Source organism: Luteimicrobium xylanilyticum, assembly GCF_009429125.1.
In the GTDB taxonomy this organism is placed as follows: Bacteria; Actinomycetota; Actinomycetes; order Actinomycetales; family Cellulomonadaceae; genus Luteimicrobium; species Luteimicrobium xylanilyticum.
Map to the genome: position 1 here is coordinate 2761987 of NZ_CP045529.1, position 20601 is coordinate 2782587.

A 20601-nucleotide genomic window follows, 5' to 3' on the forward strand; every position below is an offset into this window, starting at 1 on the left:
GACACCGCCGCGAGCCGCACGTCCCCCCCACCCACCCCCACCACCCGCACCCGCCGTTCCCGCACGGCCGCCGCCCGCACGACGGCGCCGAAACCGACCGCGAACGCCTCGGTGCCCGCCGCCCTGGTCGGGTTCCCCCAAGGGACGACCGTCACGGGATCCCCCGGCATCGGGCGCATCCCGGTCGTCGAGGTGTCCCCGACGATCGCGGAGGGCCGCTGGCCCGCGAAGGCCGCGGTCGGCGAGCTCGTCCCCGTCGAGGCGACGGTGTTCCGCGAGGGGCACGACGCGGTGGCCGCGACCGCGGTCCTCGTGGGCCCGGACGGCAACGACCGTGCCACGTCGCCGATGGTCGACGTCGCGCCGGGGCTGGACCGGTTCCGCGGGTTCGTGGCGCCGGACGAGACGGGCACGTGGGGGCTGCGCGTCGAGGGCTGGTCGGACCCGTACGGGACGTGGCGCCACGACGCGGGCATCAAGATCCCTGCGGGCATCGACGTGCAGCTCATGCTCGCGGAGGGTGCGGCGCTGTTCGAGCGGATCCTCACGGTGCCGGGCCGCCCCGGGCCCGAGCAGGAGGTGCTGCGGGCGGCGGCGTCCGCGCTCGCGGACGCCGGCCTCCCCCCGGACGTGCGCTTCGCAGCGGCGACGAGCGACCAGGTGCTGGCCGCGCTCGCGCACCACCCGCTGCGCGACCTGGTCTCGCCGTCGCAGACGTACCCCCTGGTCGTGGACCGGCCGCTCGCGCTGGCGGGCTCCTGGTACGAGCTGTTCCCCCGGTCGGAGGGCGCGAAGCAGGCGGCGGACGGCACGTGGCGGTCGGGCACGTTCGCGACCGCGTCGAAGCGCCTTCCGGCGATCGCCGCGATGGGCTTCGACGTCGTCTACCTGACGCCCGTGCACCCGATCGGCACGACGTTCCGCAAGGGCCGCAACAACTCGCTGGCCCCGGAGCCGGGCGACCCGGGGTCGCCGTACGCGATCGGCTCCCCCGAGGGCGGCCACGACGCGGTCCACCCGGACCTGGGCACGTTCGATGACTTCCGCGCCCTCGTCCGCAAGGCGCGCGACCTCGGCCTCGAGGTCGCGCTCGACGTCGCCCTGCAGTGCTCGCCGGACCACCCGTGGGTCACCGAGCATCCCGAGTGGTTCACGCGCCGCGTGGACGGCAGCATCGCGTACGCGGAGAACCCGCCCAAGAAGTACCAGGACATCTACCCGCTGAACTTCGACAACGATCCCGAGGGCATCTACCAGGAGATCCTCCGGGTGCTGCACGTGTGGGTCGACGCCGGGGTCACGGCGTTCCGCGTGGACAACCCGCACACGAAGCCGCTGCCGTTCTGGGAGCGGCTGCTCGCCGAGTTCCGGAGGACGAACCCCGAGGTCATCTTCCTCTCGGAGGCGTTCACCAAGCCGGCGATGATGCGGACCCTCGCGACGGTCGGCTTCCACCAGTCGTACACGTACTTCACGTGGCGCAACACACGCGACGAGCTCGCGGAGTACCTCGAGGAGGTGTCGGGTCCGCTGGGCTCGGTGATGCGGCCCTCGTTCTGGCCGACGACGCACGACATCCTCCCCCCGTACCTGCAGCAGGGCGGGGTGGCCGGGTTCGCGGTGCGGGCGGTCCTCGCGGCGACGGGCTCGCCGACGTGGGGCGTCTACTCGGGCTACGAGCTGGTGGAGAACGTGCCGAGGCCGGGGGTCGAGGAGCAGATCGACAACGAGAAGTACGAGTACAAGCCACGCGACTGGTCACGCGGCGACGACCTGGGCATCGCGCTCCTGATCGGGAAGCTCAACGAGGTGCGCCGGGAGCATCCGGCGTTGCGCCAGCTCCGCAACCTCACGGTCCACCCGACGGCGAACGACCAGGTGCTCGCGTTCTCGCGCCGCCTCCCGCCGTCGTCGGAGTCGGGGGCGAGCACCGGGACGCGCGCGGACGCCGTCGGCGACACGGTGCTCGTCGTCGTGAACCTCGACCCGCACCACGTGCAGGAGACGACCGTGTTCCTCGACCTCGACGCCCTGGGGATCTCCGCGGACAGGCAGGAGCGTGCCGGTTCGGATCCGTGGTTCCCGGTGATGGAGGCGCACGACGAGCTCTCGGGCGCGTCGTTCGCGTGGGGCCGGAACGCATACGTGCGGCTCGACCCGGCCGTCCAGGTGGCGCACGTCGTGCACGTGAGGCCCTCATGACGGACCCGACGCGCGGCATGGCTCCCCAGCACCTGGTCTCGGCGCCGCCCACCGCCCCGATCCCGACGTGGGCCCTGCCGCCGGCGCAGCAGCCGCAGCCGCCGGGCATGGAGCGCCACGGCCTGTCCGACGACCCCGAGTGGTACAAGACCGCCGTCTTCTACGAGGTCATCACGCGCGCGTTCTCGGACGCCGACGGCGACGGCACGGGTGACCTGCGGGGCCTGATCGAGCGGCTCGACTACCTGCAGTGGATCGGGATCGACTGCCTGTGGCTGCCGCCGTTCTACCCGTCTCCCCTGCGCGACGGCGGGTACGACGTCTCCGACTACACGGCGATCGCGCCCCAGTTCGGCACCATGGCGGACTTCCTCGAGCTCGTGGAGAAGGCCCACGAGCGGGGCATCCGGGTGGTCATCGACCTCGTGATGAACCACACGAGCGACGCGCACCCGTGGTTCCAGGCGTCGCGCAACGACCCGGACGGGCCGTACGGCGACTTCTACGTGTGGAGCGACGACAACACGCAGTACGCGGACGCCCGGATCATCTTCACGGACACCGAGACGAGCAACTGGACGTTCGACCCGGTGCGCCGCCAGTACTTCTGGCACCGGTTCTTCTCCCACCAGCCGGACCTGAACTTCGACAACCCGCACGTCCAGGACGCGATGGTGGACGTCGCGCGGTACTGGCTGCAGGTCGGCGTCGACGGGTTCCGCCTGGACGCGGTGCCGTACCTGTTCGAGCGCGAGGGCACGAACTGCGAGAACCTCCCCGAGACGCACGCGTTCCTGCGGCGCATGCGGAAGATGGTCGACACGGAGTTCCCGGGTCGGATCCTGCTTGCGGAGGCGAACCAGTGGCCCAACGAGGTCGTGGAGTACTTCGGGACCGAGGAGGAGCCGGAGTGCCACATGTGCTTCCACTTCCCGGTGATGCCGCGCATCTTCTACGCGATCCGTGACCAGCGCTCGACGCAGCTCGTCGACATCCTCGCGGACACTCCCGAGGTGCCGGCGGGCGGCGCCCAGTGGAGCACGTTCCTGCGCAACCACGACGAGCTGACGCTCGAGATGGTCTCGACGGAGGAGCGTGCGGCCATGTACGGCTGGTACGCGAAGGACCCGCGCATGCGCGCGAACATCGGGATCCGCCGTCGGCTGGCGCCGCTCCTCGACAACTCGCGCAAGGAGATCGAGCTCGCGCACGCGCTGCTGCTCAGCCTCCCGGGCAGCCCGTGCCTGTACTACGGCGACGAGATCGGCATGGGCGACAACATCTGGCTGCCCGACCGTGACGCGGTCCGCACGCCCATGCAGTGGACGCCCGACCGCAACGCGGGCTTCTCGACGGCCGACCCCGGCAAGGTGTACCTGCCGCTCGTGCAGTCGCTCGTGCACCACTACGCGCACACGAACGTCGAGGCGCAGCTCGCCCAGCCGACGTCGCTGCTGCACTGGCTGCACGGCATGCTCAAGGTGCGGCGGCTGCACCGCGCGTTCGGGTGCGGGTCGTTCACGCAGGTCACGTCGACCGAGGAGTCCGTCCTCGCCTTCCTGCGCGCGACGGACGAGGAGACGATCCTGTGCGTCGCGAACCTGTCCTCCACGGCGTCGTCGGCGACGCTCCGGCTGCCTGGTCACGGGGGCGCCGTGCTCACGGACGTGTTCGGTGGTGCGACGTTCCCGCCGGTCGGCGAGGACGAGCACGTCCGCCTGACGCTCGGCTCGCGCGACTTCTACTGGCTCGTCCTGACGGACGGCCGGCAGGAGGCACCCCTCCCGTGACGACGTCCCCGGAGCAGTCCTCGGAAGCGTCGGTCGGGCCCGTCCCGGCCTCCGCGGTCGTCGGCGTGCTGGCCCCGTGGTTGCCGACGCAGCGCTGGTTCCCCGTCAAGGGGGTGGCGACGCGGATCCGGCTGGTGCGGACGGTACCGCTCGCGCCGGGCGTGGCGTCGTTGCTCGTCGACGTCGCACGCGCCACGGACGACGACACCGCCTCCCCCGGCACGCCGCTGCTGCACGTGCCGGTGGTCGTCGAGCCCGCCCCGACGGACGGCCGGGCCGCGCCCGCGAGCGCCGTCGGGACGCTCGCACGCGACGGGGTCGAGTACGTCGTGCACGACGGCGCACGCCACCGGGCGTTCTGGGCTGCGGTCCTCGCGGGGGCGCGCTGGGAGGACGGGGCCGGCGCCGCGGGCGGCGCACCCGACCCGCACGGCGTGCCCGACCTGGCGGCCGCGCGGGCGGTCGCGGGCGAGCAGTCGAACACGTCGGTGCTGATGCCGCAGGTGGCGGGTGGCGCGATCCTCAAGATCCTGCGGACGGTCGCGCCCGGGCCGAACCCGGACCTCGACGTGCCGCGGGCGCTCGCGCGCACGGGCTGGCACGGGGTGCCGCGCCCGCTCGCGTGGTGGTCGGTCGACGAGTCCGGCGGTGGCGAGCCGGTCGAGCTGCACCTCGCGATCCTGTCCGAGCTGGTGCCGCGCGCCGACGACGGCTTCGAGCTCGCGTGCGCCTTCGCGGGGCGGGCGGCGTCGTTCGCCGAGCACGCGGCAGCGCTCGGGACGCTCGTCGCGCAGCTGCACGCCGCCCTCCGGCGGGCGTACGGCACAGGCCCGGTCGTGGACGGCGCGTGGCTGGTCGACGACCTGCGGGCGCGAGCCGTGCGGGCGGTCGGCGAGGCGCCGGTGCTGGCGCGCCGGGAGGAGGCGATCGCGCGCGTGCACGCCCGGGCGGAGGCGGCACTGGCGGCGGCGGGCGAGCGGCACGCGCTGCCGCGGCTGCAGCGCATCCACGGCGACCTGCACCTCGGTCAGGTGCTGCACGGCGCGGACGGCTGGCGGGTGCTCGACTTCGAGGGCGAGCCGCTGCGCCCGGTCGCCGAGCGGACCCGCCCCGACCTCGCGCTGCGCGACGCGGCGGGGATGCTGCGCTCGTTCGACTACGCGGCCGCCGTCGGGCGCGCGCACGGGACCCGGTGGGCCGCCGACGCGCGGGACGCGTTCCGGGCGGCGTACCGCGCCGGGAGCGGCGGGGACGCCGCGACGCCGGGCGGCACAGGGCAGGACGACCTGCTCGCCGCGCTCGAGCTCGACAAGGCGCTCTACGAGGTCGTCTACGAGGTGCGGAACCGACCGGACTGGGTGGGCATCCCGCTCGCGGGCGTCGACCGTCTCCTCGAGCGTGCGACCGGTGTCAGCGGCGCGACGCCGTCCGGACCGTGAGCTCGGGCGACGACGCGGGCAGGACGACGCTCGTCTGCCGGGGCACGAGCTCGGACTGGAGGACCATCGCCGCTGCACCCACGGCCGCCGCCTCGTAGGCGTGCGGCGAGATCGTCACCCCGACCGTGTGGTTGCCCCGCGCGAAGTAGCGGGTCTCGAGCTCGGTCCGGACCACGGGCAGGTACACCGACCCGGCCACCCCGAACGACGGGCCCGTGAGCACGACGTGGTCGGTGTCCATGATGGTCGCGACCGTGTGGGCGGCGACCGCGACGTAGCGGGCCGAGTCCTCGAGGAGCTCGAGCGCGCCGTCGTCACCCTGGAGCGCGAGCCGGGCCACCGCGGCGAACTCGCCGGACACCGACGCGGTGGCGGCAACCGTCGAGGCGTCGCCGGGCTCGAGGATCCCCCGTTCGCGGGCGCGCGCGACGACCGTGGCCGGCCCCGCGAGGATCTCCACGCACCCGCGGTTGCCGCACCAGCACTCGGGGCCGTCGAGGTCGACGCAGATGTGCCCGACCTCGACCGTGTTGCCGCTGGCGCCGCGGTAGGGAGTGCCGCCGACGACGACGCCGCCGCCGATGCCCGTCCCCATGTACACGGCGGCCAGGCAGACCGACCCCGGGACGGCGCGGGCCCAGTGCTCGCCGAGCGCACCTGCCGTCGCGTCGTTGTCCATGAGGGTGGGTAGACCGACGGAGCGCTCGAGCGCCTGCGCGAACGGGAAGTCGGACCAGGCGGCGAGGGCCGGTGGCGCGATCGCGTCGGCCGTCCCCTGGAACACGGGCCCCGGCATCCCGACGCCGACGCCGAGCACGCGGTCCCGGTCGACGCCGGCGGCCGAGACGACCGCCCCGATCTCCCCGGTCATCCGCGCGACCACCTCGACCGGGCCGGCCGTGCCGATGCCGGCCCGGCGGGTCCGCGCGACGATGTCCCCGCCCAGGTCCGTGACCACGTACGTGACGAAGCCGTGGTCGAGGTGCACGCCGACGGCGTACCGCGCGGCCGGGTCGAGCCGCAGCATGGTGCGGGGCTTGCCGCCCGTCGACTCCGCGGTCCCGATCTCCGTGACGAGGCCGTCGTCGATCAGGCGCCGGACGACCGTCGAGACGGTCGCCCCCGTCAGGCCGGTACCCCGGACCAGCTCGACGCGGCTGATCGTCCCGGCGGCACGGACGGCGTCGAGGATCACGGACCGGCTGTTCGTGTGGGTCGAGCCGGATCCCGCCGTCGGTGTCGACACGGGTGCTCCCTTCGTCCCCGGTCGGCTCAGGACGAGAGCTCGGCGAGGCGGCGCTCCGGGTTGGGCGCCGCGGCCGCGAGCAGCCGGGTGTACTCGTGCTTCGGGTTCAGAATGACGTCGTCCGCCGGTCCGCGCTCGACGATCACCCCCTTGTACATCACGAGGATCTCGTCGGAGAAGTGGCGCGCCGTCGCGAGGTCGTGCGTGATGTACAGGACGCCGAGGTCCTCCTGTCGCTGCAGGTCACCCAGGAGGTTGAGGACCCCGAGCCGGATGGAGACGTCGAGCATGGAGACGGGTTCGTCCGCGACGAGGATACCGGGGGACGGCGCGAGCGCCCGCGCGATGGCCGCACGCTGGCGCTGGCCGCCGGACAGCTCGTGCGGGCGACGCTCGGCGAAGGTGGCGGCCGGGTGGAGCCGCACGCGCCGCAGCAGGTCGTGGACGCGCTCGGTGACCTCCGCACGGCTCAGGCGCGGGTGGTGGAGCTGGATCGGCCGCGCGATGTGGTGGCCGATCGTGTGGTACGGGTTGAGCGACGCGAACGGGTCCTGGAAGACCATCTGGACCTGCCCGCGGTACGCGTGGCGGCCGCGACGCCCGCGCGGCACGGGCTTGCCGTCGAGCAGGATCTCGCCCGCGGTCGGCCGCTCGAGCTGGAGCAGCATCTTCGCGATCGTCGACTTGCCCGACCCGGACTGGCCGACGAGCGCGATCGTCCGGCCGGGCTCGAGGACCAGGCTGACGTCGTCGACGGCGCGCAGCGTGGAGCCCCGCATCCCGTCCCGCACGCGGTAGTCCTTGGTGACCCCGCGCAGCTCGATGGTGGTCATGCGTCCGCCTCCTCGTGTTCGTCGGGGTCGTGGTCGGGACCCTGGTCCGGTTCCTCGGTCGACCTGCCTGCAGCGGGGCCCGGGACGGTCGTGTCGACCCCGGTGCGCACGAAGGCGCCCCGCTCCCCCGTGAGGCTGGGGAACGAGCTGAGCAGGGTGCGCGTGTACTCGTGCTGCGGCCGGGTGTAGAGCGTGCGGGCGTCGGCGAGCTCGACGATCCGCCCCTCCTTCATCACCGCGATCCGGTCGCTGATCTCGAGGAGCAGCGGCAGGTCGTGCGTGATGAAGACGACGGCGAACCCGAGCTCGTCGCGCAGGCGCGTGATCTCGTCGAGGATCTCGCGCTGCACGACGACGTCGAGCGCCGTCGTCGGCTCGTCCATGATGAGGACCTGCGGCTCGAGCGCGAGGGCCATCGCGATCATGACGCGCTGGCGCATGCCGCCGGACAGCTCGTGGGGGAAGGCCTTGAGCCGGGCCCGGTCGACGCCCACGCGCTCGAGGAGCTCACCCGCCCGACGGCGCCGCTCGGCCTTCTTCATCTCGGGCCGGTGCGTGGAGAACACGTCCTCGAGCTGGGCCTGGACGTTGATGACGGGGTTGAGCGAGTTCATCGCGCCCTGGAACACCATGGCGACCTTGTCCCAGCGGAACTGGCGCAGGTCCTCGCCGCGGATCGCGGTGAGGTCGACGGCGTAGCCTTCGCGCGAGTGGAACTCGATCCGGCCGCCGGTGACGAGGGCCGGGGGCTTGAGCAGTCGCGTCACCGCGTACGCGAGCGTGGACTTGCCGCAGCCGGACTCGCCGGCGAGGCCGAGCACCTCGCCGCGGGCGAGCTCGAGCGAGACGTTCCGGACGGCGTGGACGGGCTCGTCGACGAGGTAGTCGACGGACACGTCGTCGATGGTGAGCACGACGGGCCCGGTGGGGGCGGCGCCGCGCGCGCGGTCGGTGGTCGGGGCGGTCACAGCGCGTCCTCCTTGACGGCCTCGAGCTGCTTGTCGGTCAGGCGCCAGCCCTTGCGCTGCGAGCGGGTCTGGCTGCGCAGCTTGGGGTTGATGGCCTCGTCGATCGAGAAGTTGATGAGCGAGAGCGCCGCACCGAAGAGCGCGAGGAGGAGGCCCGGCGGGACGAACCACCACCACGCCCCGAGGCGGAGCGCGAGGCCGTTCTGCGCGTAGTAGAGCATCGTGCCCCACGTGAACGAGTTGCTCGCGCCCAGGCCGAGGAACGACAGCCCGGCCTCGCCGAGGATCGCGAAGATGATCGCGAAGACGAACTGGGACGCGAGCAGCGGGATGAGGTTGGGCAGGATCTCGACGAGGATCACGCGCCAGGTGCGCTCGCCTGCGACCTTGGACGCGAGCACGTAGTCGCGACCCCGGAGGGAGAGCGTGAAGCCGCGGATGACGCGGGCGGACCCGGCCCAGCCGGTGATCGCGAGGACGACGGCGATGAGCCAGATGCTCTTGTTCGGCACGTAGCTCGAGATGATGATGACGAGCGGCAGGCCCGGGATGACGAGCGCGATGTTGGTGAAGAGGTTGAAGACCTCGTCGGTGACGCCGCCGGCGTAGGCGCCGATGACGCCGAACAACGACGACAGGACGACCGTCAGGACGCCGACCACGACGCCGATCGTGAGGGAGCCGCGCGTGGCGTGCGCGAGCTGGGCGAACACGTCCTGCCCGGTCTGGGTGGTGCCGAGCAGGTGGCCGTCGCCGGGCGGCTGGAGCCCGACGTCGGAGATCGCCGACGGGTTCTGCGTGACGAAAGGCCCCACGATCGCGAACAGCACGATCGCGGCGACGACGGCGGACCCGACGACGAGCTTCGCGGTGAGACGCGGACGCGCGCGCCGGCGCTTCGACGTGGGGCCGGGCAGGTGCTCGCGCGACTCGACGGCGTCGGGCTCGAGGGACTCGGAGAGAGTGACGGACATGGGGAGCCTCCTTGCTCTGGGACGGCCCTAGCCGCGCTGGCGAGTGCGCGGGTCGATGACGGCGTACAGGAGGTCGACGAGCAGGTTCGCCCCGAGGACCGAGAGCGTGATGACGAGGAAGATCCCCTGCATCAGCGCGTAGTCGTTCGCGTTGACCGCGTTCAGGAGGGCCGAGCCGATGCCCGGGTAGGAGAACACGGCCTCGGTGACGATCGAGCCGGCGACGACGAAGCCGAGCGAGATCGCGAAGCCCGCGACGGACGGAAGCACGGCGTTGCGCGCCGCGTACGTCCGCATGATCCGACCCGGGCGCAGGCCCTTGGCCTCGGCCGTGACGATGTAGTCCTCGGCGAGGGTCGAGACCATCATGTTGCGCATCCCGAGCATCCAGCCGCCGATCGACGAGACGACGATCGTCGCCGCCGGGAGGATCCCGTGGGAGATCACCGAGCCGACGAAGGGTGCGTTCCACCCGGGACTCGTCGTGTACACGTCGTACCCGCCGTTGAGCGGCGAGATCATCCAGACGCTCCCGAAGAGGTAGAGCAGGATCAGCGCGAGCCAGAAGTACGGGATCGACTGGAACATCGTCGTCACCGGGATCAGGCTGTCGAGCCACGACCCACGCTTCCAGCCGGCGAACGTGCCCAGGCCCACGCCGAGGACGAACGAGATCACGGTCGAGATCCCGATCAGCCCGATCGTCCACGGGAGGGTCTGGGCGATCACGGTCGACACGGGGGTCGGGTACAGGGACACCGAGACCCCCAGGTCCCCGTGGACCAGCTGGCCGAGATAGCTGACGTACTGCGACCAGAGCGACTGACTCGAGTCGGCACCGAGGAGCAGCTCGATCGAGTGGCGCGTGGCGGGCGTGACGGGCCCGTGCTGCGCCAGCTTCGACAGCATGATGTCCACCGGGTTCCCCGGCATCAGCCGGGGGATCAGGAAGTTCAGGCTGACCGCCGCCCAGAAGGCGATGACGTAGAACCCGATCCTTCGGGCGAGTGTCTTCATGCGTGCGCTCCGCTCCTCGGCACCGACCCGGTCACTTGGCCGGCGTGAGGTTCTTCAGGACGATGCCGTTGTCCCAGGCCTTCCACGTGGCGGCGAACGCGTACTTGTCGTCGTCCGTCGGCCACCCTGTCGCCCGCGAGTTGTTGAACTCGGTGAGCGTCGAGTTGATGTAGATCGGGACGTACGGCATGTCCTTGATGATCTCGGTCTGGACCTTGGCGTACTCGGCCTTCTGCGTGGCCTCGTCGTTGGTCGCGCCGGCCGCCTCGAGGGCCGCGTCGACGGTCGCGTTCTTGTAGCGGGCGAAGTTGCCGGCGGCGGCGGAGTCACCCACCTTGGCGGTGTTCGCCGAGTTGTACTTGCCCTGGTAGGTGAAGTACGGGTTGCTCGACGCGCCGAGGCCGATCGAGTCGAGCGAGAGCTGGTACTTGCCCTGCGTCTCGTTGGCGTTCCACTCGTTCCAGGCGAGCTGCGTCGGCTTGAGGTCGATCCCGACCGCCTTGAACTGCTGCTTGAGCGTGTCGTTGATGGAGATGTAGTCCGACCAGCCGGTGACCGTCTGGATCGTCATCGAGAGCTTCTGGCCGTCCTTCTCCCGGATGCCGTCGGAGCCCTTGGTCCAGCCCGCCGCGTCGAGGAGCGCGTTCGCCTTGGCCGTGTCGGCGGTCTGCGGTGCGGTGACGTTCGCGGAGTCGGCGATCCAGTCCTTGTCCCGGTCGGGCAGGAGCAGCGTCGGGGAGGCCTCGCCCGCAAATCCGCCGCCGGCGAGCTTGTTGAGCTGCGTGCGGTCCATGGCGTAGTACATGGCCTGGCGCACGGCCGGGTCCGTCTGCGGCCCCTTGCAGCCCAGCTCGGTGCTCGAGCACGTGAAGATCGACGTCGTGAGCGCGGGCGTGTTGACGTAGCTGAGCTCCTTGTGGCCCTTGAGGAGCTGGTCGAGCCCGGGCAGGTAGGAGCTCATCCAGTCGACCTGGCCGGCGGTCAGCGCGGCCGACGCGGCGTCGGCGCTGTCGAGCGCGATGTAGCGGATCTCCTGGATCTGCGGCTTGCCCGACTCCCAGTAGCTCGGGTTCTTCTCGAGCGAGTAGCTCTGCGCCGAGAAGGACTTGAGCTGGTACGGACCCGTACCGACCGGCTTGACGTTGGGGTCCTTGGTCGGGTCCTTGATGTCCTTCCAGATGTGCTCCGGCACGATCGCCTGGTTGCCGAGGACGCTGGGCTCCTGGGTGAAGGAGTTCTCCTTGAACGTCAGGACGGCGTGCGTGTCGTCGACGGCCTTGGCCGTCGCGGCGAGCCCGGTCGTGTTGAGCGCCGGGGTCTTGTTGATGAGATTGAACGTGAAAGCGACGTCCTTCGCGGTGAAGGGCTGGCCGTCGGACCACTTCACGCCCTCGCGGGTCGTGATCGTGAGCTCCGTGCCCTTGTCGTTCCACTTGTAGCCGGTCGCGAGCAGCGGCTGAGGGTCGGACTTCTCGGCAAGGTTGTAGTAGTACAGCGGCTCGTAGATCACGCCGAGCGTCGGCTGGAGCGCCGTGCCGGACATGAACGGGTTGAAGTTCTCGGTGATCGTGCCGGTCGAGCCGTTGAAGATCGTGATGGACGAGTTCTTGGCGTTGCCGGTGCCGCCGCCTCCACCGGTGTTCTGCGTGGACGACCCGCCCGAGGAGCAGGCGGCGAGCACGAGTGCGGTGGAGCAGGCGATCGCCGCGAGCGCGACGGTGCGGCGCCGTGCGCGGCGCCCTGGACGGAGGACCTTCATCGTGTCTCCCAGATCTCGGGCCACTGCCGTGTGGCTCTGACGGGCGTCCGCCCGCGGCAGCATCCACGTCGAGCTGCCGGTGCGTTGGTTCGGACGTCCGGACTTTTGTAACTGCTCGAAGTTATCCCTGGCAAGACCCCTGGCGATCGTTACCGGACCGTGACCCACGCCTCCGATCGGCGTGGGCCACGGTCGCGAAGACCCTCAGGCCGCGCCGACGCGTGTCGCACGCAGCAGCACGGAACGCTCGGGGAACAGCACGGGGAGCGCCACGCCGGCGCGCGTCAGCACCGATCCGGGCACGACGACCCCGTCCCTGGCCCGGTCGCTCCCGACCTCGCCCCACCACGGCACGTCGACGCCCCAGCGGCTCGCGTTCCCCTCGATCCGGGCGTCCGGGAGCAGGGGGCGCAGGCGGTAGAGGGCGTCCGGGTCGAGCCCGGGCAACGGCACCGCGGGCGGCGGGTACACGGCCGACGACGCCGTCGCGACCCACGCGAACACGGCGTCCCCACCGTCGGGCGCGACCACGCCGTGGAGCGCGTACGCGGGGTCCTGGAGGTCGGCGTGCACCACGACCCCGGCGTGCAGCAGAGGTCGCAGCTCGCGGTACGTCGCGACCCACCCGGCGAGCTCGTCGAGCTCCTCCTCCGCCGCCGAGGTGAGGTCCCACTCGATGCCCAGGTGTCCGAACAGCGCCGCGGCGCCGCGGAACGACAGCGGGAGGTCCCGCGCGGTGGTGTGGGCCACGGGCGCCCCGACGTGCGCGCCCATGAGCTCGTAGGGCACGAGCAGGTTGGTCCAGCCCTGGATCTGCTGCCGCTCGACGGCGTCGATGCAGTCCGAGACCCAGATCCGGTCGGTGCGCGCGAGGATCTCCAGGTCGACGCGCCCGCCGCCCGACGAGCACGACTCGATCTCGAGACCCGGGTGACGTCGCCGCAGCTCGTCGAGCAGCCCGTAGACAGCGACCGTCTGGTCGTGGACGCCGGGCACGCCCGACACGCGGTGCCCCGCCTCCACGAGGTCGCGGTTGTGGTCCCACTTGAGGTACGCGATCGGGTACCGGGTCAGCAGGGCGTCGAGCCGTTCGAGGATCCAGGCGGAGGCGTCCGGGTTCCCGAGGTCGAGCACCTGCTGGTTCCGCGCGCGGCCCGGGAGCCGCTCCCCCGGCGCCATGATCCAGTCGGGGTGCGCCCGGGCGAGGTCCGAGTCCTCGTTGACCATCTCCGGCTCGACCCACAGCCCGAACTCCATGCCCAGCCCGTGCACCACCTCGATCAGGGGGTCGAGACCGTCCGGCCAGACGTCGTCGGACACGTACCAGTCACCCAGCGCCCGACGGTCGTCGCGGCGCGCGCCGAACCAGCCGTCGTCGAGCACGAAGCGCTCCGCCCCCACCCGGGCCGCCGCCCGCGCGAGCGCGGTGAGCCGGTCGAGGTCGTGGTCGAAGTAGACGGCCTCCCAGGTGTTCGCGACGACCTTGCGCGGCGACGACGGGTGTCCCGGCCGCGCGCGCAGCATCGCGTGGAACCGCGCGGACACGGCGTCGAGCCCGACGCCGTACGCCCCGTACACCCACGGACCGGCGTAGGCGTCCCCGGCACCGAGGGCGACCTCGCCCGGGAGGAGCAGCTCGCCGCCAGCCACGAGACCGGCGCCGTGGTAGCTCCGCTCGGCGAGGGTCACGTGGTTGCCCGACCACGCCGTGTGGACCGCCCACACCTCCCCCGACCGGTGGCCGAAGCCGGGCGTCCCCGCCGCGAGCACGAACGCCGCGTCGAAGCCGGTCCGGCCGCGTCGGCTCTCGCGCAGGTGGGTGCCGTGCGCGAACGCGGTGCGCTGCGGGCTCCGCTCGCGCAGGTGGTGGCCCGTGAAGTCCAGGATCTCCGTGGCCCGGCCCGGCACCGGGTAGGCGACCAGCAGCCGTTCGAGCGTGTAGTCGGGTTCCTGGACGCCGGGCCCGCTGCGGACCGCCGCGCGCTGGCGCACCACGCCCGACGCCGCCTGCTCCAGCTCGAGCCGGAGAGCGAGCCCGACGACGTCGTCGTCCGCGTCGACGACGAGCCGGTGCACCCAGCCTGCGGGCGCGGGCTCGAGCCGCACGTCGCGGACCCTGAAGCGCGTCGAGAAGCCGGCGCCCCGGCGGCTGCCCGCGAGGCCGGGCGTCCCCAGCCAGCCCGCCGACTGCTCCGGCACGACCGATACGAGCAGCTCGCCGTCGACGGGGTTGCCGATCGGCTGCAGGCGCGTCACCTCGCAGAGGGCGTCGAGCCCGGCGTCGTCGAGCGCACCCAGGTCCGCGCCCCAGTGCGCGATGCGCGGCAGGCGCGTCTCCTCGTCGAGCGCGAGCACGAGCGAGACACCGCCGGCGCGCAGGTGCACCGCGCGCGGCCCGCGGCGCGCGTCCCGGGGCGCACGCGCCGGGTCGGGGGCGCTGGTGGGTGCGTGGGCACGACCGTCGGGGCGTACGGTCGTGCGTGGGCCGTTCGTCATCGAATCCTCCGTCCGACCGACGGCAGCAACGCCGTCGATGTTGCTTTCTTCGCTGATCTAAGTAATCCTGCCAGTGCTGCCGGGCCGACCCGCCTTTGGTCGACCACCGCAGCCGCCTCTGAGAAAGCCCTCCGAGAAAGCCGCTGGTCACCGATGATCGACACGCTCGCAAGCACCGACCTCACCGCCTGGACGCTGCGCGCCACCGGGGGCCCTGTCCCCGCCCACCTCACCACCTCGCTCGTGGACGACGGTGTTCCCGCGGCCGTGCCCGGGACGTCTCACACGATCCTGCTCGACGCCGGCCTGATCGAGGACCCTTACGTCGGCGCGGCGGAAGAACGGCTCGCCTGGATGCGCCACGCCGCGTGGCGGCTGAGCACGCCGCTCACGCTCGCGCCCGCCGCCGCCGACGAGCGCGTCGACCTGCTCTTCGAAGGCGTCGACACCGTCGCCGAGATCCGGCTGGGCGACACGGTGCTCGGGCGCACCGCGAACATGCACCGCGGCCATCGCTTCGACGTGCGCGCACTGGCCGACGGCGCCGAGCGTGAGCTGAGCGTCGACCTCGCGTCCGCGCTCGAGGCCGGCGAGGCCGAGGCCGCCCGCATCGGTGCCCGGCCCGCTGCCTACCCGCGCCCCATCAACATGGTCCGCAAGATGGCCTGCTCGTTCGGGTGGGACTGGGGCCCGGACCTCGAGACTGCCGGGCTCTGGAAGCCCGTGCGCGTCGAGCGCTGGCGGGTCGCTCGGCTCGTGCAGGTCCGCCCGGTCGTCACGGTCGCCGACGACCACGCCCGGGCGACCGTCGTCGTGCACGTGGACGTCGAGCGGTCCGGGCTCGTGGACGCGGACGCCACGCCTCTCGCGCTCACGGCCACGCTCGACGGGCCTTCCGGGACCGTCCGCGCGACCGGGACCGTCGAGCCTCACGCCACGACCGCGACCCTCACGCTCGACGTCGCCGCCCCGGTCCTGTGGTGGCCCGTCGGGTACGGCGAGCCGACGCTCCACGACCTCGTGGTCGAGCTCGGCACCCAGGACTCCCCGCTCGACCGGTGGGCGCGCCGGGTCGGGCTGCGCTCCGTCGTCGTCGACACCACGCCCGACGAGCACGGCACGCCCTTCACGTTCGTGGTCAACGGCCGCGCCGTGTTCGTCAAGGGCGCCAACTGGATCCCCGACGACCACCTGCTCACGCGCATCACGCGCGGCCGGCTCGTGGGGCGCCTCGACCAGGCGCTCGGCGCGAACCTCAACCTGCTGCGCGTGTGGGGTGGCGGGATCTACGAGTCCGACGACTTCTACGACGTGTGCGACGAGCGCGGCGTGATGGTCTGGCAGGACTTCCTCCTCGCGTGCGCCGCCTACCCCGAGGAGGAGCCCCACCGCTCGGAGCTCGAGGCCGAGGCCCGGGAGAACGTCGTGCGGCTCATGCCGCACCCGTCGCTCGTGCTGTGGAACGGCGGCAACGAGAACCTGTGGGGCTTCGTGGACTGGGGCTGGCAGGCCGAGCTCGACGGCGCGACCTGGGGTTACGGCTACTACACCGAGCTCTTCCCCGCCCTGGTGAGCGCGCTCGACCCGTCGCGTCCGTACTCCGCGGGCAGCCCGTACTCCCCCGGCGCCGCGCCGTGGGAGCGCCACCCCAACGACCCCGACCACGGCACCCACCACGAGTGGGAGGTCTGGAACCGCGTCGACTACGCCGCCTACCGGGCGGACGTCCCGCGCTTCTGCTCGGAGTTCGGGTTCCAGGGCCCGCCCGCCTGGGCCACGCTCGAACGGGCCGTTCGACCCGTGGACGGCGCCTGGCGCAAGGACGACCCCGTCTGGCTGCTCCACCAGAAGGCCGACCACGGCAACGACAAGCTCGACGCCGGCATGGCGCCCCACCTCGGCGTGCCCGACGACTTCGGGACGTGGACCTGGGCGGCGCAGCTCAACCAGGCGCGTGCCGTCTCCTACGCGATCGACCACTACCGCTCGTGGTGGCCGCGCACGGCAGGTGCGATCGTCTGGCAGCTCAACGACTGCTGGCCCGTCACGTCGTGGGCGGCGGTCGACGGGGACGGGCGGCTCAAGCCGCTCTGGTACGCCCTGAGGCACGCGTTCGCCGACCGGGTCGTGTCCGTGCACGAGCGCGACGGCCGCCTCGTGGCCACGCTCGTCAACGACACCGACGACGCGTGGACCGGGACCCTCGAGGTGTCCCGCACGACGCTCGACGGCACCGGGCTCGCCTCGGCCGCGCTCCCTGTCGACGTCGGGCCCCGCACGGTCGCCGTCGTCCCGCTCGGCGCGGACCTCACCTCGCCGTCACGCCCCACGGGCGAGGTCCTCGTCCTCGCGTGCGACGACGCTCGCGTGGTCCACCCGTTCGTCGAGGACGTCGACCTCGAGCTGGACCCCGCTCCCCTCGTCGCGGCCGTCCGAGCTCGCGAGGGCGGGTTCGAGATCCGCGTCACGGCGACGAGCCTCGCCCGCGGCGTCACGGTCCTCGCCGACCACGTCTTCCCCGGCGCGGTCGTGGACGACGGCGTCGTCGACCTTCGGGCCGGCACGCAGCACACGTTCCGCGTGCGCGGCGAGGGGCTCGACCCGTCACGAGCCGCCGAGCTGCTGACGTCGCACGTCCTGCGGACCGGCAACGCGGTCGTCGCCGCGCGTGGCGCGGCGCGGGCCGGCGCGACACGACCCTGATGGCGGCCCCCTATCCTGGCGCCATGGACACCCGCCCGGCCGGCCTCGTGCTGGCGAGGACGCCTCGCCTGTTCGGCATCGAGCCCTTCTACATGGAGCTGCTCGGCGGCATCGAGGGCGCGCTCGCGGAGGTCGACCGCGCCGTCATGCTCCAGGTGGTCCCCGACTCCGCGGCCGAGATCGCGACGTATCGCCGGTGGGCCGCCGACCGTGCGGTCGCGGCAGTGGTCGTGGTCAACCTCGTCGCTGACGACCCGCGCATCGGCCTGCTGCGGGAGCTCGGCCTGCCCGCGGCAGCGCTCGCGCCCGCATCCGTGCGCCTGCCGGTCGCGCGGGTGACCGTCGACGGTGCGTCCGCGATGCGCGAGGCCGTGCGCGAGCTCGTCGCGCTCGGGCACCGCCGGATCGCACGCGTCAGCGGACCGCGGGCGCTCGTGCACACGCGCGAGCGCGACGAGGCGTTCGCGCAGGCGTGCGCGGAGGCCGGTGTCGACCACGTCGTCGCCGTCGCCGACTACACCGAGGAGGCGGGCGCCGAGGCTGCTGCCGAGCTGCTCGTCCGCGATCCCCGCCCGACGGCGGTCGTCTTCGACAACGACGTGATGGCCGTCGCAGGCGCGCGCGTCGCCAAGGAGCGCGGGCTCGACGTGCCGGGCGACGTGTCGGTCCTCGCGTGGGACGACTCGGCCCTGTGCCGCCTGGCGTCACCGCCGCTGTCGGCGATGAGCTTCGACGTCGACGCCCTCGGCCGGCTCGTCGGGGCCGTGGTGCTCGAGCTGCTGGAGCACGGCGAGGCCGCCGACCGCGCTGCCGTCGAGCACCGGTTCCTCGCTCGCGGCTCGACGGGCCCTGCTCCGGCCTGACCCACGCCGCGGGTCCGCTTTCGAGAGCATGGCGGGCGTGGGAGGGTGTGGACATGTCCGACGCCGCGTCCACCCCGCTCCCCGCCGACGACGGCGCGCTCGACGCCCTCGCCGAGGGTCGCCACCACGACCCGCACGCCGTGCTCGGCCCGCACCTGCACGGGTCGGGCGACCGTGCGACGGTGCGCGTCCTGCGCCCCCTCGCCGACGCCGTGACGGTGCTCGTCACCGGCCCCGACGCAGGGACCATCGAGCACCCGGCCCGGCACGAGCGCGCGGGCGTGTGGGTCGCCGTCGTGCCGACGACCGGCGGCCACGCCCCGGACTACCGCGTCCGCACCCGGTACGGGGACGCCGACACCACGGAGGACGACCCCTACCGCTTCCTCCCCACGCTGGGCGAGGTCGATCTGCACCTCGTGGCGGAGGGACGGCACGAGGAGCTGTGGCACGTCCTCGGCGCGAACCTGCACCACTACCCGTCCGTGCACGGCGACATCGACGGCACCGCGTTCGCCGTGTGGGCGCCGAACGCCCAGGCCGTGCGCGTCGTCGGCGACTTCAACGCGTGGGACGGTCGACGGCACGCCATGCGCTCCCTCGGGACCACCGGGGTCTGGGAGCTGTTCGTGCCCGGGCTCGGCGCCGGCGCGCTGTACAAGTTCGAGCTCCTGACCGCCGACGGGTCGTGGCGGCAGAAGGCCGACCCGCTCGCCAAGGGCGCGCAGGTACCGCCCGCCACGGCGAGCGTCGTCGTCGAGTCCCGGTACGCGTGGGAGGACGCCGGCTGGATCGACGCCCGCGCGCACCGCGACCCGCACAACGGGCCCATGAGCGTCTACGAGGTGCACCTCGGGTCGTGGCGCCAGGGCCTCGGCTACCGGCAGCTCGCCGACGAGCTGACTGCCTACGTGACGGACACGGGCTTCACGCACGTCGAGTTCATGCCCGTCGCCGAGCACCCCTTCGGCGGCTCCTGGGGCTACCAGGTCACCGGGTACTACGCCCCGACGTCGCGGTTCGGCCACCCCGACGACTTCCGCTACCTCGTCGACCGCCTCCACCAGGCCGGGATCGGCGTCATCCTCGACTGGGTGCCGGCCCACTTCCCCCGCGACGAGTGGGCTCTCGCCCGGTTCGACGGCACTCCTCTCTACGAGGACCCCGACCCCCTGCGCGGCGAGCAGCCCGACTGGGGTACCTATGTCTTCAACTTCGGGCGCAACGAGGTCCGCAACTTCCTCGTCGCCAACGCCACGTACTGGTTCGAGGAGTTCCACGTCGACGGGCTGCGCGTCGACGCCGTCGCCTCGATGCTCTACCTCGACTACTCGCGCCAGCCCGGCCAGTGGCGTCCCAACGTCCACGGCGGACGCGAGAACCTCGAGGCCATCGCGTTCCTCCAGGAGGCCAACGCCACCGCGTACCGACGCACCCCCGGCGTGGTCATGATCGCCGAGGAGTCCACGGCCTGGCCCGGCGTCACCAAGCCCACCGACGCCGGCGGCATCGGGTTCGGGCTCAAGTGGAACATGGGCTGGATGAACGACACCCTCCGCTACGTGGAGGAGGAGCCCGTCAACCGCCGCTACCACCACAACCTGCTGACGTTCTCGCTGGTCTACGCCTACTCCGAGCAGTTCGTCCTGCCCATCAGCCACGACGAGGTCGTCCACGGCAAGGGATCCCTCGTGCGCAAGATGCCCGGGGACCTGTGGCAGAAGCTCGCGAACGTCCGCGCGTACCTCGCCTACCAGTGGTCTCACCCCGGCAAGCAGCTCCTCTTCATGGGCTGCGAGATGGCGCAGTGGGACGAGTGGTCCGAGGCGCGCAGCCTCGACTGGGCGACCCTCGGCGACCCCGGGCACGCGGGCGTCCTGCAGTCCGTGCGCGACCTCAACGCGTTCTACCGCGCGACCCCGGCCCTCTGGGAGCTCGACCACGACCCTGCCGGGTTCCAGTGGCTCGTCGCCGACGACGCCGGGCACGACGTCGTCGCCTACGTCCGGCGCGACCGGCGCGGCGGCGAGGTGGTGGTGGCGATCAACTTCGCCGGCGTCCCGCAGGAGGGCTACCGGCTTCCCCTCCCCCGGGCCGGCGTGTGGCGCGAGGCGCTCAACACCGACGCGCAGACGTACGGGGGGTCGGGCGTCGGGAACCTGGGGACGGTGACGGCCGAGGAGGTCGACGCGGCCGGGTTCACGCACTCCGCGTCCGTACGCCTGCCTCCGCTGGGCGCCCTGTTCCTGGTACCGGAGGAGTGACGACGCCCGCCGACCTCGCGAGGTAGACCGGCATCCCGGCTGCCTCG

Annotated in this window: 12 protein-coding genes and 1 pseudogene; 6 read left to right on the forward strand and 7 right to left on the reverse strand. The window is 72.5% G+C overall.

Translation table 11 applies throughout. The features are described from left to right. The first annotated feature begins 111 nt into the window (after nt 1-111). The 3 genes from KDY119_RS12260 to KDY119_RS12270 are packed head-to-tail and all read left to right on the forward strand — an operon-like array spanning nt 112 to nt 5431. Nucleotides 112-2202, forward strand: a complete 2091-nt coding sequence (locus KDY119_RS12260) for an alpha-1,4-glucan--maltose-1-phosphate maltosyltransferase (RefSeq protein ID WP_322619648.1) — start codon at nt 112-114, stop codon at nt 2200-2202. Continuing rightward, nucleotides 2199-3992: a maltose alpha-D-glucosyltransferase gene (gene treS, locus KDY119_RS12265; RefSeq protein ID WP_407657400.1), complete on the forward strand. Its 1794-nt coding sequence runs from the start codon at nt 2199-2201 to the stop codon at nt 3990-3992. Before KDY119_RS12260 ends, treS begins: the two co-directional genes overlap by 4 nt. After that, entirely contained in the window at nt 3989-5431 is a 1443-nt protein-coding gene (locus tag KDY119_RS12270; RefSeq protein ID WP_194174205.1) for a maltokinase N-terminal cap-like domain-containing protein, read from the forward strand. Before treS ends, KDY119_RS12270 begins: the two co-directional genes overlap by 4 nt. Here KDY119_RS12270 and KDY119_RS12275 read toward each other — a convergent pair. From KDY119_RS12275 to KDY119_RS12305, 7 genes are all read right to left on the reverse strand, one after another. Further along, nucleotides 5403-6677, reverse strand: coding sequence for an ROK family transcriptional regulator (locus tag KDY119_RS12275; RefSeq protein ID WP_036946479.1), 1275 nt, complete (start codon nt 6675-6677; stop codon nt 5403-5405). The two genes, KDY119_RS12270 and KDY119_RS12275, sit on opposite strands and share 29 nt — an antisense overlap. A 26-nt stretch (nt 6678-6703) precedes the next feature. Further along, a complete protein-coding gene (locus KDY119_RS12280) occupies nt 6704-7510 on the reverse strand; it encodes an ABC transporter ATP-binding protein (protein WP_036946481.1) in 807 nt (268 codons plus the stop codon). Further along, nucleotides 7507-8478, reverse strand: a complete 972-nt coding sequence (locus tag KDY119_RS12285) for an ABC transporter ATP-binding protein (protein WP_227994328.1) — start codon at nt 8476-8478, stop codon at nt 7507-7509. The genes KDY119_RS12280 and KDY119_RS12285 overlap by 4 nt, the downstream gene beginning before the upstream one ends. Beyond that, nucleotides 8475-9452, reverse strand: a complete 978-nt coding sequence (locus KDY119_RS12290; RefSeq protein ID WP_036946484.1) for an ABC transporter permease — start codon at nt 9450-9452, stop codon at nt 8475-8477. The genes KDY119_RS12285 and KDY119_RS12290 overlap by 4 nt, the downstream gene beginning before the upstream one ends. 27 nt (nt 9453-9479) lie before the next feature. After that, nucleotides 9480-10469 carry an ABC transporter permease gene (locus KDY119_RS12295; protein ID WP_036947995.1) on the reverse strand — a complete coding sequence of 330 codons (990 nt, stop codon included), beginning with the start codon at nt 10467-10469 and terminating at the stop codon, nt 9480-9482. 31 nt (nt 10470-10500) lie between these two features. After that, nucleotides 10501-12228, reverse strand: a complete 1728-nt coding sequence (locus KDY119_RS12300; RefSeq protein ID WP_036946487.1) for an ABC transporter substrate-binding protein — start codon at nt 12226-12228, stop codon at nt 10501-10503. Between the two features lie 204 nt (nt 12229-12432). Further along, the gene (locus KDY119_RS12305) at nt 12433-14724 is read right to left on the reverse strand and encodes an alpha-galactosidase (protein ID WP_153022373.1); all 2292 of its coding nucleotides are present in this window, start codon (nt 14722-14724) and stop codon (nt 12433-12435) included. Between the two features lie 153 nt (nt 14725-14877). Between KDY119_RS12305 and KDY119_RS19425 the strand changes: the two are divergent. The 3 genes and pseudogenes from KDY119_RS19425 to glgB all read left to right on the forward strand — a co-directional run. Beyond that, nucleotides 14878-15795, forward strand: a pseudogene (locus KDY119_RS19425) (glycosyl hydrolase 2 galactose-binding domain-containing protein); the annotation flags it as partial. A 1655-nt stretch (nt 15796-17450) separates the two neighbouring features. Beyond that, nucleotides 17451-18290 carry a LacI family DNA-binding transcriptional regulator gene (locus KDY119_RS12315; protein WP_036946490.1) on the forward strand — a complete coding sequence of 280 codons (840 nt, stop codon included), beginning with the start codon at nt 17451-17453 and terminating at the stop codon, nt 18288-18290. Nucleotides 18291-18343: 53 nt separating this feature from the next. Further along, complete coding sequence (glgB, locus tag KDY119_RS12320; RefSeq protein ID WP_036946493.1) at nt 18344-20554, forward strand: 1,4-alpha-glucan branching protein GlgB; 2211 nt, start codon at nt 18344-18346, stop codon at nt 20552-20554. Nucleotides 20555-20601: the final 47 nt, after the last annotated feature.

Bases quoted from the DNA above. Each gene is read 5' to 3' on its own strand.
- KDY119_RS12315 (WP_036946490.1), top strand. From the start codon at position 17,451: ATGGACACCCGCCCGGCCGGCCTCGTGCTGGCGAGGACGCCTCGCCTG.
- KDY119_RS12280 (WP_036946481.1), bottom strand. From the start codon at position 7,510: ATGACCACCATCGAGCTGCGCGGGGTCACCAAGGACTACCGCGTGCGG.
- treS (WP_407657400.1), top strand. From the start codon at position 2,199: ATGACGGACCCGACGCGCGGCATGGCTCCCCAGCACCTGGTCTCGGCG.
- KDY119_RS12300 (WP_036946487.1), bottom strand. From the start codon at position 12,228: ATGAAGGTCCTCCGTCCAGGGCGCCGCGCACGGCGCCGCACCGTCGCG.
- glgB (WP_036946493.1), top strand. From the start codon at position 18,344: ATGTCCGACGCCGCGTCCACCCCGCTCCCCGCCGACGACGGCGCGCTC.
- KDY119_RS12295 (WP_036947995.1), bottom strand. From the start codon at position 10,469: ATGAAGACACTCGCCCGAAGGATCGGGTTCTACGTCATCGCCTTCTGG.
- KDY119_RS12305 (WP_153022373.1), bottom strand. From the start codon at position 14,724: ATGACGAACGGCCCACGCACGACCGTACGCCCCGACGGTCGTGCCCAC.
- KDY119_RS12290 (WP_036946484.1), bottom strand. From the start codon at position 9,452: ATGTCCGTCACTCTCTCCGAGTCCCTCGAGCCCGACGCCGTCGAGTCG.